11 protein-coding genes are annotated in these 16,116 nt (G+C 64.5%); 3 read left to right on the forward strand and 8 right to left on the reverse strand.

All coding sequences use genetic code 11. From position 1 onward, the window contains the following. Window positions 1-41: 41 nt before the first annotated feature. Together JJ896_01900 and JJ896_01905 are read right to left on the reverse strand one after the other, a co-directional pair. Complete coding sequence (locus JJ896_01900) at window positions 42-1,352, reverse strand: DEAD/DEAH box helicase (GenBank protein ID MBO6778381.1); 1,311 nt, start codon at window positions 1,350-1,352, stop codon at window positions 42-44. 264 nt (window positions 1,353-1,616) lie between these two features. After that, window positions 1,617-2,432, reverse strand: a complete 816-nt coding sequence (locus JJ896_01905; GenBank protein MBO6778382.1) for an EcsC family protein — start codon at window positions 2,430-2,432, stop codon at window positions 1,617-1,619. A gap of 151 nt (window positions 2,433-2,583) precedes the next feature. Between JJ896_01905 and JJ896_01910 the strand changes: the two genes are divergently transcribed. Next, window positions 2,584-4,869 (forward strand): patatin-like phospholipase family protein, encoded by a 2,286-nt coding sequence (locus tag JJ896_01910; GenBank protein ID MBO6778383.1) that lies wholly within the window; start codon window positions 2,584-2,586, stop codon window positions 4,867-4,869. A 13-nt stretch (window positions 4,870-4,882) separates the two neighbouring features. Here the strand turns inward: JJ896_01910 and JJ896_01915 are convergent, their stop codons facing one another. The 5 genes from JJ896_01915 to JJ896_01935 all read right to left on the reverse strand — a co-directional run bounded on the left by JJ896_01915 (window position 4,883) and on the right by JJ896_01935 (window position 10,916). Continuing rightward, window positions 4,883-6,352: a sigma-54-dependent Fis family transcriptional regulator gene (locus tag JJ896_01915; GenBank protein MBO6778384.1), complete on the reverse strand. Its 1,470-nt coding sequence runs from the start codon at window positions 6,350-6,352 to the stop codon at window positions 4,883-4,885. Window positions 6,353-6,476: 124 nt separating this feature from the next. Then, complete coding sequence (locus JJ896_01920; protein MBO6778385.1) at window positions 6,477-7,289, reverse strand: undecaprenyl-diphosphate phosphatase; 813 nt, start codon at window positions 7,287-7,289, stop codon at window positions 6,477-6,479. Then, window positions 7,286-8,953 (reverse strand): amidase, encoded by a 1,668-nt coding sequence (locus JJ896_01925; GenBank protein MBO6778386.1) that lies wholly within the window; start codon window positions 8,951-8,953, stop codon window positions 7,286-7,288. Before JJ896_01925 ends, JJ896_01920 begins: the two co-directional genes overlap by 4 nt. Further along, a complete protein-coding gene (locus tag JJ896_01930) occupies window positions 8,946-10,595 on the reverse strand; it encodes a DUF814 domain-containing protein (protein ID MBO6778387.1) in 1,650 nt (549 codons plus the stop codon). The genes JJ896_01925 and JJ896_01930 overlap by 8 nt, the downstream gene beginning before the upstream one ends. Beyond that, window positions 10,596-10,916, reverse strand: a complete 321-nt coding sequence (locus JJ896_01935; protein MBO6778388.1) for a hypothetical protein — start codon at window positions 10,914-10,916, stop codon at window positions 10,596-10,598. Window positions 10,917-10,968: 52 nt separating this feature from the next. On the opposite strand from JJ896_01935, the gene JJ896_01940 reads away from it, so the two are divergent. Together JJ896_01940 and JJ896_01945 are read left to right on the forward strand one after the other, a co-directional pair. Then, entirely contained in the window at window positions 10,969-12,231 is a 1,263-nt protein-coding gene (locus JJ896_01940) for a mechanosensitive ion channel (GenBank protein MBO6778389.1), read from the forward strand. Next, window positions 12,224-15,415: a hypothetical protein gene (locus JJ896_01945; protein MBO6778390.1), complete on the forward strand. Its 3,192-nt coding sequence runs from the start codon at window positions 12,224-12,226 to the stop codon at window positions 15,413-15,415. The genes JJ896_01940 and JJ896_01945 overlap by 8 nt, the downstream gene beginning before the upstream one ends. Here JJ896_01945 and JJ896_01950 read toward each other — a convergent pair. Then, complete coding sequence (locus JJ896_01950; GenBank protein ID MBO6778391.1) at window positions 15,412-16,035, reverse strand: hypothetical protein; 624 nt, start codon at window positions 16,033-16,035, stop codon at window positions 15,412-15,414. The genes JJ896_01945 and JJ896_01950 overlap by 4 nt on opposite strands. Between the last annotated feature and the right edge of the window lie 81 nt (window positions 16,036-16,116).

Genomic DNA, 16,116 nt, shown 5'->3' on the forward strand with positions numbered 1-16,116 from the left:
CAACCCGGTGGGTGTGCCGTCATGGTACGCATTGCCGTCGATCAGCGGCGGTTTCTACGGCTTCCGCCGGATCTGCGCCGGCCACCGTTGGGTCGCCCGGAGGCGCCCGATGTCCTTCCGCTGCCGGACTGATTGCCGCCGCGGCCGCTGCGCGATCCACCACGACCGTTGCTCGGCGAGCCTGCATTGGCCCCACGGGCGTGCAAACTGGCGATGCGCTCGTCGTGAAAACGATGCTCGCCGTCCACTTCGACGGACTGCCGAATGGTGCGTTCGATATCCCGCAGGTAGTCCACCTCGTCCGCATCGCAGAAGGAAACCGCGTACCCTTCGGCTCCCGCGCGGGCTGTTCGCCCGATGCGGTGCACGTAGCTCTCGGGAATGTTGGGCAGGTCGAAATTGACCACGTGACTCACGTCCTCGACGTCAATGCCGCGCGAGGCGATGTCAGTCGCTATGAGCGCGCGCACCCGGCCATCCCGAAAACCCCGCAACGCACGCTGCCGGGCCGTTTGCGATTTGTTGCCGTGGATCGCGTCGCACGAAACACCTCTCTTGTCCAGGTACTTGGCGACTCGGTTGGCGCCGTGCTTGGTGCGCGTAAATACAATGGCGCGGTCCAGCGCCGGATCACGGAAGAGCTCTTCGAGAAGCTGCTTCTTGTCCGCTTTCTGGACGAATAGCACACGCTGCGAGATGCGCTCGGCTGTGGTCGATTCCGGCTTGACCGCCACCTCGACGTGCTTGTACAGGATCTCGCCGGCCAGGCCCTGAACGGCCTTGGGCATGGTGGCTGAGAACAGGAGGTTCTGCCTGCGGCGAGGCAACTCACGCACCACGCGCTGCACGTCGCGCACGAAGCCCATGTCCAGCATGCGGTCGGCTTCGTCGAGCACAAAAAACTCGACGTGGTCCAGGTACAGATGCTCCTGATCCATGAGATCAAGAAGGCGACCCGGCGTCGCGACAAGCGTATCGACGCCGCGACGCAGCGCATCGACCTGCCGCTGCTGGCCGACACCCCCGTAAATCACCGTGTGGCGGTGTCGCAGGTGGGCGCCGTACGTCTTGAGGCTGTCCCCGATCTGGGCGGCCAGCTCGCGCGTGGGCGTTAGAATCAGGGCCCGGGGAGATCGTGTGGTCGGACGCTCGTTGCGGGCCGACAGACACTGGAGAATCGGAAGGGTAAATGCGGCAGTCTTGCCGGTACCGGTTTGGGCCACCCCGAGCACGTCCCGCCCCTCGAGCGCCGGCGGAATGGCCTTGGCCTGGATGGGGGTCGGATTGGAGTATCCCTGCGCCTTGACAGCGCGCAGGATGGGCTCGCTGAGAGCCAGATCAGAGAAGGTCAAAAGAGAGAAACGTCGAGCTCCTGTGCGCCGGTTCACGGCTGCAGTCAACCAAGGTCGGAGCGAGATAGATGCCCGCAGCGCGCGTCGGCAGCGGGACCAGAAAATTTGGGGACCCGGGGAAGAGACGATCTGATATGCTAGGCGCCTGCGCGCAATCGCCGGGTCGGTGTGCCGTAAGTATCGGCCGGGGACTCGAAACCCTGAGTTCCGGGCGGGTTCCCTACAGTCCGGAGGCTCTGCCACCCCGGCGGCCCGGTCCGGCCCCTATGCCCGCTCCTTGCGTTCCAGATAGAGGGCGCGCATGAGCATGTAGGCCGTCTCTGCCGTCTCGGTGGTAAACCAGTAATTGATCCCCGCCCCGACCGCGGCGCCAGCAATTGGAACGGCCTGAGCCAGCTTGCGGCCGAGAATGTTCTTGGCAATCTCCCTGGGCAAGTGCCGATTCTGCTCGCGGAAGCTTCCGCTGACGCGTCCGCGATACTCCTGGTCCCGGGCCAGGGCCGCACCGGCCACGGAGGCTTCGCGCATGGCATCGTTCTTGGCCTCCTTCGAGTTGGAGGCCGCCACGTTGAAAATGGACAACACCAGGGGCCGGTAGTCCGGGCCGTTCATGGCGAAACCGTAGCTGGCCCCAATTTGCTGGATCAGTCTGAGGTTGATCGTGATCAGCAGCGGAATGTCGGCGGCAATCAGGAACGCCCCTCCCAATCCGGTGCCTCCACCCTCCAGCGCCGCCAAGAGCGCGTTCTCGGTGGTGTGGCCTTTTGCGATGGGGTCGAGGTTCTCCAGGGGCACATCGCGCAGATCCTCGATGCGCTCCGCCTTGATTCCGCGCTCCTGCGCCTGTTCCAGCACGCCAGAGACATCGTAGGTCCACTCGGAGGCATCGTTCAATAGCGACAGCATGCTGCTGACCACCTCGTCCACCTGCGACTCGATGTCTTCGGTGATGACCCGTTTGACCACCCAGTCCATCGGCTGCATGGCCCAGTTGAGGACCTTGGAGACGATGCCCGCATCGCCGTGTTGCCAGGCCTCGATTTCGCGGCGGGCAGTGCGTTCGTATTCCGTAAGGCGCATCAGTGCAAAGGTGGTTCGGGGGGCAAGATACCGTGTCCTCGGCGTCAAGGGGCGCTCCAGTGTACCCCGGACGCGAAACACGTGTTGCAGGGACGACTAATTTCTCGCGATCCCCCAACCTTTTGACGGCCTTCCGTAGAGAAACGCCATCATGCGGTTTCTGCTCGGACTCTTCCTGCTGTTTGCTCTCTTTCCCGACCCGGCCCACGGCCAGTCCGAGGAGCGCGTGGGACTCGTTCTGTCTGGTGGCAGTGCAAAGGGCTTGGCGCACATCGGCGTGCTGCGCGTGCTGGAAGAAGCGGGTATCCCGATCGATGTGGTCAGCGGCGCGTCGATGGGGGGTGTCATCGGTGGGCTACACGCGATCGGGTACACATCCGCAGATCTGGAGCGGGTAGTGACGGAGAACGACCTCAGCGAGTACTTCTCCGACACCCGCGCCCGACGCAGCCGCCAACTCGAGGGACGGCTGGCCGGCCGGGGTACCCTGATCGCGCTGCCCATGGACGGCCTGGAACCACGCCTTCCCGGCGGTCTGCTGGCAGGTCAGGAGGTGTCCGCCTTTCTCTCGCGGCTTACCTGGGGATACCATCACGTTGAGGACCTGAGTCGCCTTCCGATCCCGTTTGCAACGGTCGCGACAAACCTCAATACGGGAGCCGCGACCACGCTTCGGAACGCCTCGCTGCCTGAGGCCCTGAGAGCCAGCATGTCTCTGCCCAGCGTGTTCGTGCCCGCTGATCTGAACGGCACCTTGTATCTGGACGGCGGCATGTCCCGAAACCTGCCGGCTGTCGAGGCGCGCAACCTGGGGGCGACGGTGCTGATCGGCGTGGACGTCGGCACACAGCCGTCCGATATCCAGTTCGAGCAGCCGTCCCTGCTGGATGTTCTCAGTCATGCCTCCTTCTATCAGAGTCTGCGTGACGACCAGGAACAGCGGGAGCTCATCGACATCCTGATCCGACCGGAAACGGCCGGCCTCAGCGTGACCGGATTTGAGGCGGCGCCGACCTGGATTGCCCGCGGCGAGGAGGCGGCCCGCGCGGCGTTGCCCCGCATTGAGGCCCTGGTGGACTCGCTGGGCATTGCCCGAAGGGTGCCAAGCATGCCTCCGGCGCCAGCCGATTCCCTGCACGTAATCAGCGTGCACGTGGACGGCGCCGACCTCGAGACCGCCGCCATCGCCCGATCCGCGTTCGCACTGGATGCCCCGTTTACGGCCACCCGGGACCTCATGGAAGCCGGAGTGCAGCGAGTCTACGGCACCGGCCTGTTCAGCCTGGTGACCTATCGCATCATTCGCACCCAAAGGGGCGCAGAGGCCATACTCCGGGTAGTGCCCGAAGCAGCCCCGGACCGGCTCGGTTTCGGGCTTCGCCATGATTCGGAGTTTGCCACCCAGCTGTTGTTCACGTTTCTGCGTCGCACGTTGGGCGGCCTCGCGTCCACCACCGAAATGCGATTGCGAGTCGGCGAGCTCTCCGAGCTCTCCGTAGGCCACATCAACCGGTTCGACAACGGCTGGACCGGCGGGATCAGACTGGGCTACTACGGTGCCCCGGTCGATCTCTTCCTTCCGGACGGTTACGCGGCATCCCTGGGCGTAAACGCCAACGTGCCCGTACAGCAGATCAGCCTCGAACTGTTGTCCGTGCTCGGATTCTGGGGACGACCTGCGGGGCGGGGCACCCTGGTCGGGCTCGCGGCCCAGGGGGACCTGGTTGGAGCACGCAATGCCGTGGCGACCATCCTGACCTCTGAAGACGGCTCCCAGGGGTCCCTCACGGCGGACGCCGATCACGCGGTACTCTCAGGAGGCCTCTCACTGGTTTCCGATACTCGAAACACGGCCTACTTCCCGACGCAGGGTGGCGAGATCGTGCTAGATGCCCGCATTGGCTACTCCGCCGCGGAGCCCGTCTGGTCGGGCGACGAAGACCCCAGCCACCTGGTGTCCCTTCTGCGACTTCGCGCCTCGCGCCACCTGCCGATCACCCGATACTGGAGCGTGAGGGTGGGAGCAACGGGCTACCGCGCCACCGGAGAGCGGCTGCCGCTGAGCTACTACAGCTTTATCGGCGGCTCGCAGCCGGCAGACGTGCTGCCTGGCTCCTTCCTGCCTCTCCTGGGCGTGCCGCGCCATGCGCGTTTCGGCAGGGCCTCCTGGACGGGCGCAGTGACTGTGCAGGCTGAGCTGGATGAAGGCGTGTTTCTGCGCGGCACGCTGAATGCTGGCACCACCTACTCCCTGCTCACCACCGCTGAGCGTGGCGCTCTGGATGAGGTAACCGACTCGCTCCGGGAGCCCCCGATTCTGGGCGGTGCAGTGGAAATCGGACTGGAGAGTCCACTCGGCCCACTCCGGTTGTTCATGGCTACCAGCGGCGCCGATCCGGTTCCGGGTGTAGGCTTCTCGTTCGGGCACACGTTCTAGCGCGCCCGGCTGCCTACGACATCATGTGGTACTTCTTGAGCAGCCGGTACATGGTGGCACGGCCGATGCCCAGCTCGACAGCAGCCCGGTCCACGTTGCCGTCACACAGCCTGTAGGCACGCTCCACGGCGCGGCGCTTCAGATCCTCCAGGGAGACGATGTGGTCCGAATCGGCCCCAAGCGAGATGCCGGACACCGTCGGGCCGTCACCCTCAGCGGGCACTCCGTCCTCGTCAAAGTCCGGGGTCACGAACTGCGTCTCCGCCGCTTCGGCAAGACTCATGCGGTCTGCCCACGGCGACACGGCGCCTCCGTTGCCCAACATCAGGTCTGCGGCCGAAATCTCCTCAGCGTCGGAAAGGAGAATGGCGCGTTCGACAGCACTCTTCAGCTCACGCACGTTGCCCGGCCATGAGAACGTGGCAATGGCGTGGCGAGCGGCTTTCGAGAACCTCTTGCCCTTGAATTCCTGGTGGGCCTTCGTGTACTCCTTCAGGAAGTAGTTCGTAAGCACGATCACATCCTGCCCACGCTCGCGCAGCGGCGGGAGCGGAATCGGGTACTGGAACAGCCGGTAGTAGAGGTCCTCGCGAAACTTGTTGTCCCTGATCATCTCCACCACATTCTTGTTGGTGGCGCTGATCACGCGGGCGTCGAAGTTGATGGTCTCATTGCCACCGACTCGGGTCAGTTCGCCCTCCTGCAGGGCACGCAGCAGCTTGGCCTGCAGGTCCAGGTCCAGTTCGCCGATCTCGTCCAGGAAAATGGTCCCGCCGTCCGCCTGCTCGAACTTGCCGATCTTGCGGGCATGCGCGCCGGTGAAGGAGCCTTTCTCGTGCCCGAAGAACTCACTCTCCATAAGGTCCCGCGGGATCGCCGCACAGTTGACGACCACAAAGGGACCACGCTTCCGCGTCGATCCGTAGTGAATGGCCTTGGCCACCAGTTCCTTGCCCGTGCCTGACTCGCCCTGGATGGCCACCGTCAGATCGCCGCGAAGAGCCTTCTGGATCATCTTGTAGACCTTCTGCATGGCCGGGCTTTCGCCGATCAGCCCACGCACGGAATACTTCTGCGACACCTCCTCGCGCAGGGTGCTCACCTCGCGCTCCAGCTTCACCTTGTCCAGGCAGTTCTTGACGATGGCGTCCAGCTTGGAAAGGTCGTCCTGCCCCTTGGTGATGTAATCGTAGGCCCCGATGCGCATGGCCTCCACGGCAGTCTCCACCACACCCTGGGCCGAAACCATGATGATCGGCAGATTCGGGCGGCGGGACACGATGCGGCGTAGCACCTCAATGCCGTCGATACCGGGCATCATGATGTCACACAGGATCAGATCCGGGTTCTTGACCATGTTGCGCAGCAGCTCCTCACCGCTGGAGAAAGTCTCCACCTCGTACTGCGGGTTCTTGTCGAGCCGGTAGCTCAACATCCGCGCGTAGTGCCTGTCGTCGTCTACTACAAAGATCCGGTATTTCATGGCCGAGGGGCTGGGTTGCTGTGCACTGGGGGCACGGTTCAACCCGAGGTATCGGCCACGCGGCGAAATCTTAAAATGAGACGGCAGACGGGCGATGCGGTCCGCGCCAGCCCGACCCGGGTCGTCACCCCGGAATCAACACCAGTCCCAGCACGCCAACGATGTAGCAGTACACCGCGAAGTACTGCAGCTTGCCGCGGCGCACGAAGTCCAGCACCAAGTGAATGGCAGCGATGCCGCTGACAAAGGCTATCGCCGTGCCCGTGACTATCGGCACCCAGTCCACGGAGGACGCCTGCATCAACTCACCCGTCTTCAGCACCGTAGCGCCGATCACCACCGGCAGGAGCATCAGGAATGAGAAGTTGGCCGCCTTCTCGGGCTCCACATCCATGTACAGGGCCGTGCAGATGGTGGAACCGGAGCGGGAGATCCCCGGAAACATGGCCATCGCCTGAGCGGCGCCAATTACCAGCGCCTTGAGCGGACCCACCGGCTTCTCTCCGCCGCTGCGCCACACAGTCAGCAGCAGCAAGGTACCCGTTACCAGCAGCATGCCGGCCGCGAATCGCGGACTCGAGAACGCGGCTTCTATGGGATCCTTGAACAGCACGTACGCGAGTCCGGTCGGGATGAGTGTCAGCAGGATGAGCATGGCCAACCGGAAGTCCTCGCGCTCCCGATAGCTCTCCACCAGTCGCCCCGGAGCAGCCAGGGAGCGCAACGTCTCCATGATCAATCCGACGATGCGCTCCCGATATACCCAGATGATGGACAGCGCAGTGCCGAAGTGCACAAACACCTCGAACACCACATCGCCCTCGGCCTCAAGGCCCAGGACGTGCGCACCCAACACCAGGTGGCCGGATGAGGAGACCGGCAGGAATTCGGTGAGGCCCTGCACCAGGCCCAGGATGAGTGCTTCCCACCATGTCATGGGCGACCTCCCGGGATGAAGCGCGGCGGGTGCTGGCGATGCCAGTCGGTGCGCTGCTGATAGGCGATGGCGGCGTCAAGCAGAAGGCCGTCATCGTAGAGGCCGCCGATCAGGCTGATGCCGGTCGGCAGGCGCGCTTCCGGCCGGTCATCCGGTGATCGGTAGCCGTTCTTGAGTGTGATCGCCGGCTGTCCGGTCAGGTTGGTGATGGCCCCGCCCGCGCCGCTCGGCGCGATCAGCAGGTCAAACTCCTGCATGAGGGAATCCATGCTCATGATCAGTAAGGCCCGGTGCCGGTTGGCCTGGATGTATTCGGCGGCTGGAATGAAACGAGACTGGCGCAGTGAATTGGCTCGGGATGAGGAGCTCTGCCAGGAAAGCGAATCGTCCAGATTCTCCTGCAACAGCTGGTCGAACACCGCGCCGGATTCGCCCCGGATAACCGTTGAGATCACGCCGCTCCAGTTCACGGGACCCGGAAATGCAACGGAATCCACCTGCATGCCCATCGCCCGAAAGACCTCCATCGCTGCCCGTGCGTTGTCCCCGGTGGCCGTCGAGTCCCGATCGAACGCGTCTTTGACGTACCCCAGCCGGACCGAGGACCAATCTCGCCCCTGGCCCACCTGCACCGGGGCGTTGACCGTGGATGGGTCTTCCGGGTCCTGCCCGAGCATGCCCGAAAACGCGATGGCGCAATCCAGTGCCGTGCGACACATGGGCCCGATCTTGTCCAGCGACCACGACAGGGTCATGGCCCCCGCCCGGGAGACCATTCCGTAGGTAGGACGCAGTCCGGTGAGGCCGTTTCGGGTGGACGGCGAGATGATGGACCCCCACGTCTCGGTCCCGATGGCCCAGGGCACGAGTCCGGCAGCCGTTGCTGAGCCCGGCCCTGCCGAAGATCCACTGGCTCCGGTGGTGGAATCCCACGGCGTCATCGTGCGGCCGCCGAACCATCGATCGCCGCTGGCCAGCTCCCCGCTGGTGAGTTTGGCGATGAGCACGGCGCCTTCCTCATCCAGCCTTCGGATCACGGTCGCCGTACGATCAATCACCTGGTCCCGGTACGGGCCCGCGCCCCACGTCGTTGGATAGCCGGGCACGGCCAACAGATCCTTGGCGCCGTACGGAATGCCGTGCAGGAGGCCTCGCCAGGTGCCGGCCGCAATCTCGCGATCCGCAGCCCTTGCCTGCGCCAGAGCGCGATCCTCCAGGAGGGTGACCACAGCCTGCAGTTCGGCGTCGTGGGCCCGCAACCGGTCGATGTAGTACCGGGTCAGTTCTTCAGAGGTGACCGCGCGCGTCCTCAGAAGGGAAGCGAGCTCGGCAACCGTAAGGAAGGCGAATTCCCGGTCTTCCGGAACGCGTGCCTCCGGGAGTCGCACATCAAAGCTGCTGGTGCCCGTGGGCATGACGAACCCCGGCGGCCTTGGCTCGAACCACAGCGCCGGCGCCACGGCATTGTCCAGCGGATGCTCCCTGAGCTCTGAATAGCTGCGCAGATTGCGCTCCAGATTGCGCCGCATGGTGCGCAATTCCTCATCCGTGAAGTCCAGGCCGGCCACTTTCTGGGCGCCCTGTACATCGCGCTTGGAAAATGGCTCTGAGGATCCGCAGCCAACCAGGAAGCCTGCGATCAGAAGGAAAAACGCACTACGCATCGGTGGCGTCGGGGGGCAATTGGGGCGGCACAATCAGGACCTCCTCGCGCTCGACCAACACGGTGCCGGGCGGGGCTTTGCGGGGGCTGCGAACATACTTCCTTTCAGCGACGATTACCGGTGCGAGCCCGGATCCACGTGCCTTCGAAAACCAGGCGGCGATGGAGGCCGCCTGCTCCAGGACGTGCCCGGGTGGTTTGCCGGATTTCTGCGGTCGCCGCAGAACCGTATGCGAGCCCGGCACGCCGCGCGCATGCAGCCACAGATCGTGCTTGCGGGCATCGCGGAAGGTCAGACGATCGTTTTGCTTTGCGTTGCGACCCACCCACACCTCGTGATCGCCGTCCAGCCTGAAGACACGGTACGGCACGTCTGACGCAGCCGATTTGTCCCTACGGCTCGGCAGGTGATCTGCGTGGCGCTTCTCAAATGCCCTCAGGCCTTTCAGGTCTTCCACGTCCTGAAGCTCGCTGAGCATGGATCCGGTCGCGGAGGCCCGTGCCTCGGCTGCTGCGAGTCGTCGTTCCGCTTCCTCCCGCGCCCGACGGCTCCGGCGAGCGCGATCGTAGTACCGGTTCGCGTTCTCCAGCCCCGAAAGCGCCGGGTCGAGCGGTATGGTGACGGTCTCTCCGGCCCCGAAGAGGTCAGCCAGCGCCACCTGCTCGCGTCCGGGCGACGACCCTGCTTCGGTGGCCATGAGCAGGTGACCCCATCGCTCGTAGCGATCCGCGCGGGACGGGCGATGGATTTCGCGGCTCATCGAGGCCAGGGAGTCGGCGGCCTTGCGAGCTCTCAGTTCGACATCTCTGACCAGGGGTTCGTAGCGACTCCTGAAGGCACGATCCGAAAGGGAGGCCCGAACCAATGCTCGCACGGCGGCATCCACGGACTCGAACGGCTCCGGCTCGGCCGGCGGAGTCGTGAAGCGGATCAATCCGAGCGCGAGCGGAGACCGGCCATTCCGATACACAGCCGGGGCCGCGGCTTGGAGCGCGTCCTCCCGCACGGATCCCACCGCGTTGCTGAGGGACTGAAAGTCGTTCGGCCCCGCCAGACAGGCGTCTGCAATCTTGAGTTCTGCGCGCGCAGCAACCTCCTGCGCCATCCACTGATCGAACAGCGGAACGGCCCTAAGCACCGCACGGGCGATGGGCTGCGCGCCCGTAGGCCAGCGGTCCGCCAACTCCTCCGCCGTGACGGGGTCGGGGGCGGGACGGCCGAGCGGCAGTTCTGCGGGTCCCACGTTTTCGCGAAATCGCTCGATCACGGCACCCTGGCCATCGCCTAGAAAGACGTTTGCGCGCGAACCGAAGAGCTGGGTGCGAAGCAGGAGGCCGTTCGAGATCCGGATATCCAGCATGCGGTCCCGATCGGCGACCGCCACGCCGTCGACGGCGTGACCGTGCAGTGCCCGGAACAGCGGCGTGACGTTTCGTCGAGGTTTGCCGGCCCCGTCCTGCCGAAAGACAAACGTACTGCCGGGTCGTACGGAGATCCGAAGTGAAGCCTCGCCTGCCCCGTCAGCGAGCAATAGCGTCAGCTCGTCCCGGGAGGACGAATAGGCATCCTCGATGCGCCACCCGCGCAGTGAGCCGTTCCATTCACGCGCGAGCGCGCGCAACGTGTAATAGCCGAGCAGCACTCAGTTTGCCTTGGCGGGACGCGAGCGAGCTTCGGCAATCATGGAGAGGACCCAGATGACTGCCCATCCGCCGGCCGCCCAGAGCTGCCCCGCGTACAGCAGGAGACCCACATTGGCGGCGTACAGCACGTGGAAGAACCATGTCGGCACGCCCTGAGAGCGCACGGGCACGTTCCCTGCCACCGCGCCCAGCTTCAGCAAAAGCATGAGCCCGGTATAGATCCACACCACCCAAAGTGCCCACGCCTGGCCGGCAAATGCGACATACGCAATAAGCAGCGTCACTGCGATGTCGATTACCACATGCCTAATCCAGCCCATTCCCGGGTATTCAGTTGTTTCAGTAAATCGCTCAGCGAAGTATATAGCACGCATGCTACGCATGCGGTCGGTATTGCTGGCGCTGGTGCTACTCCTCCCGGCGTGCCAGGGTTTTGGCGGATTCGGGGACCCGGAGCCAGCGGATTCGCTGGTGGTGTCCGTGGACTCTTCGATGGTCGCGGATTCGACGGCCGGCCTGCAGGGCGCGATTTCGCCCGCGGTGGTGACGGCAGACCCGGGAGGGTCGCCTGCGCAGTCCGCTGAGGCAACGGCAGCGCCGGGCGGACCGCCTGCGCAGTCCGCTCCTCCTTCCGTTACGCCCGCCTCTGGCGACAGCCTCGCGCAGGCCATCGCCGCCCTCGTCCTGCAGCAGCTCCAGGGGCAGGTCCGCGACACCTTTATCGTGCGGATCGACACCGTGCGCGCACCCGCTGCTGCGGCAGATACCACCGTGGCTCCGGTGGAGCGTATCCAGGAAGGCCTGCGCAATGTGGGTGCCCGCATCATCTTCGCCGCGCTGCTCATCATCGCGGTTTACTACTTCCTTCGGGCGTTGCTTTGGCTTCTGGAGGCCATTGCCGAACGGAGCGCCGCGCGCCGCCTGTTCTTCAAGCGCCTGATTCCCATTGTGCGCATGGTGGTGTGGGCCATCACCATCTATTTCATCGTGACGAGCGTCTTCTCGGTAGACCGCAACGGGCTACTGGCCGCTTCTGCAGCACTCGGCGTCGGCATTGGCCTGGCCGCCCAGGACCTCATCAAGAACCTGCTGGCCGGCATCATCATCATTTTCGACGCGCCGTTCCAGGTAGGTGACAAGGTGGCGGTGGGAGCCACGTACGGCGAGGTCAAGTCCATCGGAATCCGCTCCACCCGCATCGTCACTCTGGACGACAACCTGGTCTCCGTTCCGAACTCCCAGGTGGTCGATGGGCAGGTAGCCAACGCCAACGCCGGCGTGCTGGACTGCCAGGTAGTGACTACGCTGTATCTGCCGGGATGGACGGACGCCAGTCTGGCCAAGAAAATCGCCTTTGAGGCTGCCGCCAACTCCCGGTACGTCTATCTCGAAAAGCCCATCGTGGTGCACGTGCGGGATGAATTCAAGGAAACGTTCCTCACCAAGATTGTCGTGAAGGCCTACGTGCTGGACCACCTGTACGAGTCCGCCCTCAGCACGGATATCACTGAAACGGCCAAGATGGGCTTCCTGAAGGCGGGGTTGCTGTACCCGGTGTACGGCCTGCAGGCCCCTGAGGAATTGGCTCCGTTCATCGCCGGACCGGCCGAGCCGGAGGAGGGCGACGATGAGTAGCACCTGGGCTGCTCCGGAGGAACACCTGCTGGAGGCGGAGGCTGAGCTGGAATCGGCATCCACCGCTTTCGAAACCGCGGTGCGGGCCGAGCTGCGGGCGTGGGCCGCGGCGGTTCGCAGTCAGGTGGTGCGACCCTTTGGGCGCATGACGGCGGATGTCTCGGGCAGTCACGACAGCCTGAAGACGGCGCTTCACGCGCAGATTGCCGAGATCCCTCCGGACGATGGGCTGGCCGCCGAACGAATGTGGGATGCTGTGCGCCTCTACGTCGATCAGGTGCATCAACAGGTGATGGACCCCGTACTCGACTACTATCGAGACTCGGACCCCATCAGTCGTCTCGAATCTGTCGCTGAACGCGCGCGCACCCGCCTGTACAAGGCCGTAGACCGACTGCCCGAGAGTGTCGAGTTACCGACGGCACAGGACCTTCTCCACGGTCAGGCGGGCGACTCGCTCATGATGCGGTGGCGAAAGTCGGCTCAGCGCGGTAGACGGGCCGCGCGGGGTGCGGCGCGCAGCGTGTCCAACTCGGTGGGTGGGGTGTTCGGTCGGACTCCGGCGATGTTGGCCCACGCCTCTCGACGTGTGGCCCCGCAAGAAGTGGCTCGTGCTCGCCTGGACAACGACGTGCTGCCCCGGATTGAAGCCCACACCCGGTCGCTCCGGCAGTGGCTGGAGGCAGAGGTGCGACAGCAGGAGCGCATTCTGTGGGAATGGACCGTCGGAGCATTGCGGTTTCTGGCCGATCACGACCAGCCGAAATTCCATGTGCCCCACTCGGTCCGGCTGAAGTGGCCGGACATCAAGGGCCAGGATCAGTCCGTACCAGTCCGCCCGGGTTTCGCGGAGGCCCTGAACCTTCCAGCGCCTGCTCCGCCGGAGGTGAACGAACCCGACCCTACCGAGGCGCTCGAGGGCCTGAGACGGGATTTCACCAAGGCAGGGACCTTCCTGTACGGTAGCGTGGCCCCCCTGGCTTCCATCACGCGGCGGTCAGGCACCAGCGCCGCCTTCACGCGCGACCGCGTGGTACTGGCCGAATCCCTGCTTGACCTTCGGGACCTCGTCCGCAAGACGGAGGAAGGCCTGCTCAAGGAAATCGGCCACCAGGCGCTTTCTCCGCTGGAACGCACGTACGATGCGGTGCGTGATCGTCTCAAGGCACTGGAATTGGAAGCACGCACGCTGATCGCTGAGCACAGTGCCGATCCGCGCAGGCTCGCCGATGAACTCGAGTCCCTGCTGGGCCAGACGGGGGAGATCGCTGCCGTCTATCGGGATCTTCCGGGGCTCTCCTCATCGGACCGTGCCTTGACCGACGCCGGCGAATCGGCGTGGCGAGGCATGATGAAGGACATCGCCGCCTTGCCGCGGGACCTGCGCCTGCGAAGTGTGGTCGGCGAAAAACCGGTCACCCACACGACCGACCTTATGCAGGTAGCGCGGGGAGCTTTCGAGCGCTCCCTTTCAGCACGCCTGGAGCCCACTGCGGAGCCGCTGCGGAAGGCGATTGCTCGGGTCTGGAATCAGACCGAGCAGGTCCAGGAGGTCATCGTAAACACCGTGCATACGGCGCTCCAGCAGGTTACCGCTACCGATGCGGATTCCGCCGGCGGGGATCTGCCGGAAGAGGAGGCCCCTGATCTGGCGACGCTGATCTCAAGCGGGCTGGATCGTGCGGCGCTCTCCCTTGAGGAGCGCTACCAGTCTCTCGGGCCGGAGTGGGCTGCCTTCGTAACCCAGCTTCATCGACTCCTCTCGGACGACTGGAACAGTGCGTTTCGGGCCGTGCAGTCCGACGACTTCCTCGCCAAGCGACTGCTGGGCCTGCAAACAAGCATCAGCAGGCGGTCGGAGCGCAGCTGGAAACGGGTGACACAGGCATGGTCCTCCGGTCGTGAGCGTGGTATGGCGGCCTTCCGGCTGGCGCGACAGCGTGGTCGGGACCTGATTCGCATCGGACAGACGGCAGTCGGGGTGTCTACCGCGACGACCGCCGAGCGACACCTGGCCCTGGATACCGTAGCCAGTGCGCGGGAGCTGTACGCTCGGCTGCCGCTCGTATATCGGCGCCTGTTCTCTCCGGAGCCCGTGGCAGATCCCGGCCTGGCTGAGAACCGTGCCGGGGACCTCAAGGAGGTCGGAGGTCTGCTGGATCGATGGGCTCAGGACCTCGGATCGGGCATCATTGTCGTCGATGCGCCGCTTGGCGCCGGTCGCACGAGCTTTCTGCGACTGCTGGACATCGAACTCCGGGACGACTTCCATACCCTGCGCATTGCGCTCGACCGCCGCCAGACCACAGAAGCGGAACTGGCCGGCCTGTTCGCCGAAGCCCTGTTTCCGGACCTGCCCTTCCGAGGCGATTTCGCCCAGCTGGAATCGTTGATCCGGGAGCGAATCGAGATCAACAGCACGGTCGTGATGGTCGACAACCTCGAGATGCTGATGTTCAACATCTCCGGGGGCACCGCGCTGCTGAATCAGTTGCTGCTCTTCTGGATTCGCACGGACGACCGGGTCGCGTGGGTGGCTTCCTGCGGCTCGTTGGCCTGGCGGTTCGCACAAAAGACGGCCCCCGCAGCGTCCAGACTCGCCATGTCCCACCCGCTCTCCCGCTGGTCCGCACCGACCATGGAAGAGTTGATCCTGAAGCGCCACCGCCGCAGCGGAGTCACGCTGGAGTTCCAGCCGCCTGAGGACCCATCGCCCCTCACCCGCCAGCGCCTCAGGCGGGCGCGCACGCCCCAGGATGTGCAACGCATCCTGTCCACGGATTTTTTCGATGCGCTATACCGAATCTCCGGCCAGAGCCCAACGCGTGCGTTGTTTGAGTGGATTCGCGCCGGGGAGTTCAGCGAAGCGGGCGATGTGCTGCGACTGCATCCCATCAAGCCGCTAAGCTTCACCTATCTGGCGCAGGTCGAGAACGACACCGCCTTCACCATTCGATCGCTGGTGTTCCACAACGTCATGACGGTCGAGGAGCATGCAACGCTCTTCCGCACAAACGAAGCCACGGCGATCATGGCTTTCGAAACCCTGCTGTCGGCGGGCCTGATCGAAACCCTCGACGCGGTCGACACCGCAGCCATTATGCCAGGCGTGCGCTATCGCATCAGACGCCTCGTGCTGGAACCGGTCGTGCGCTCGCTGCGGGAACGCCACTTCGTCTATTAGCGGTCGGTTCGCGCCGGGAGGTAGTGGACCAGCTCCCAGTGAATGCGATAGGCATAGGTGTAGAATGAGGTGCCGCCGCGCGCGTAGTACGGCGTGATCCACCTTACCCACCCCAGTTCGGGAGAAACCGTCAGGGTATCGTAGAACGGGAACGGAGTGCTGAATCCGCCGAGCGTGTGGATCTTGCGACGAATTCGGACCCTGCGATAGGAAGCGCCCGACGCGGTTTCCGCCCGAGTGGTATCGATTACAGACACCGATCCCCAGGAGGCCTCCTGGTCCGGCCTGGGCAACGCGAGCAACCACCGAGCTCCGGCAGAGTCCGGTGCATTCATCAGTCCCATGGGGGTGTTCGCGTACCATCCCTGAAGGAGCGCGTGTCTGCCGGAGGACTCGACCCAGTACCAGCGCTGTCCCCAGAAGGTCGAATCTCTGGTGATCACCATGGTATCCGTCGGTGGCATGGAGAACGAGAACCCGCTGCGACTCTCCAACCACGTGTTGGCAATCCACCGATCTCCCACGTTGAGGGGAAGCGCCCATTCCTCAGGCTCCGCCGGTTCAGGAGCGGCCGTGTCGCACGAGACCACCAGAAACAGCACACACACCATCCAACGCATCTTCAGCAGGGAGCTGGTTACTGAAGCAAGAAGGATTCGGGCGATGGGGTTGGTGCTGGTGTCTCAGTGTACGGATGCCGT

The organism is Rhodothermales bacterium, assembly GCA_017643395.1.
Taxonomy (GTDB): Bacteria; Bacteroidota; Rhodothermia; order Rhodothermales; family UBA10348; genus JABDJZ01.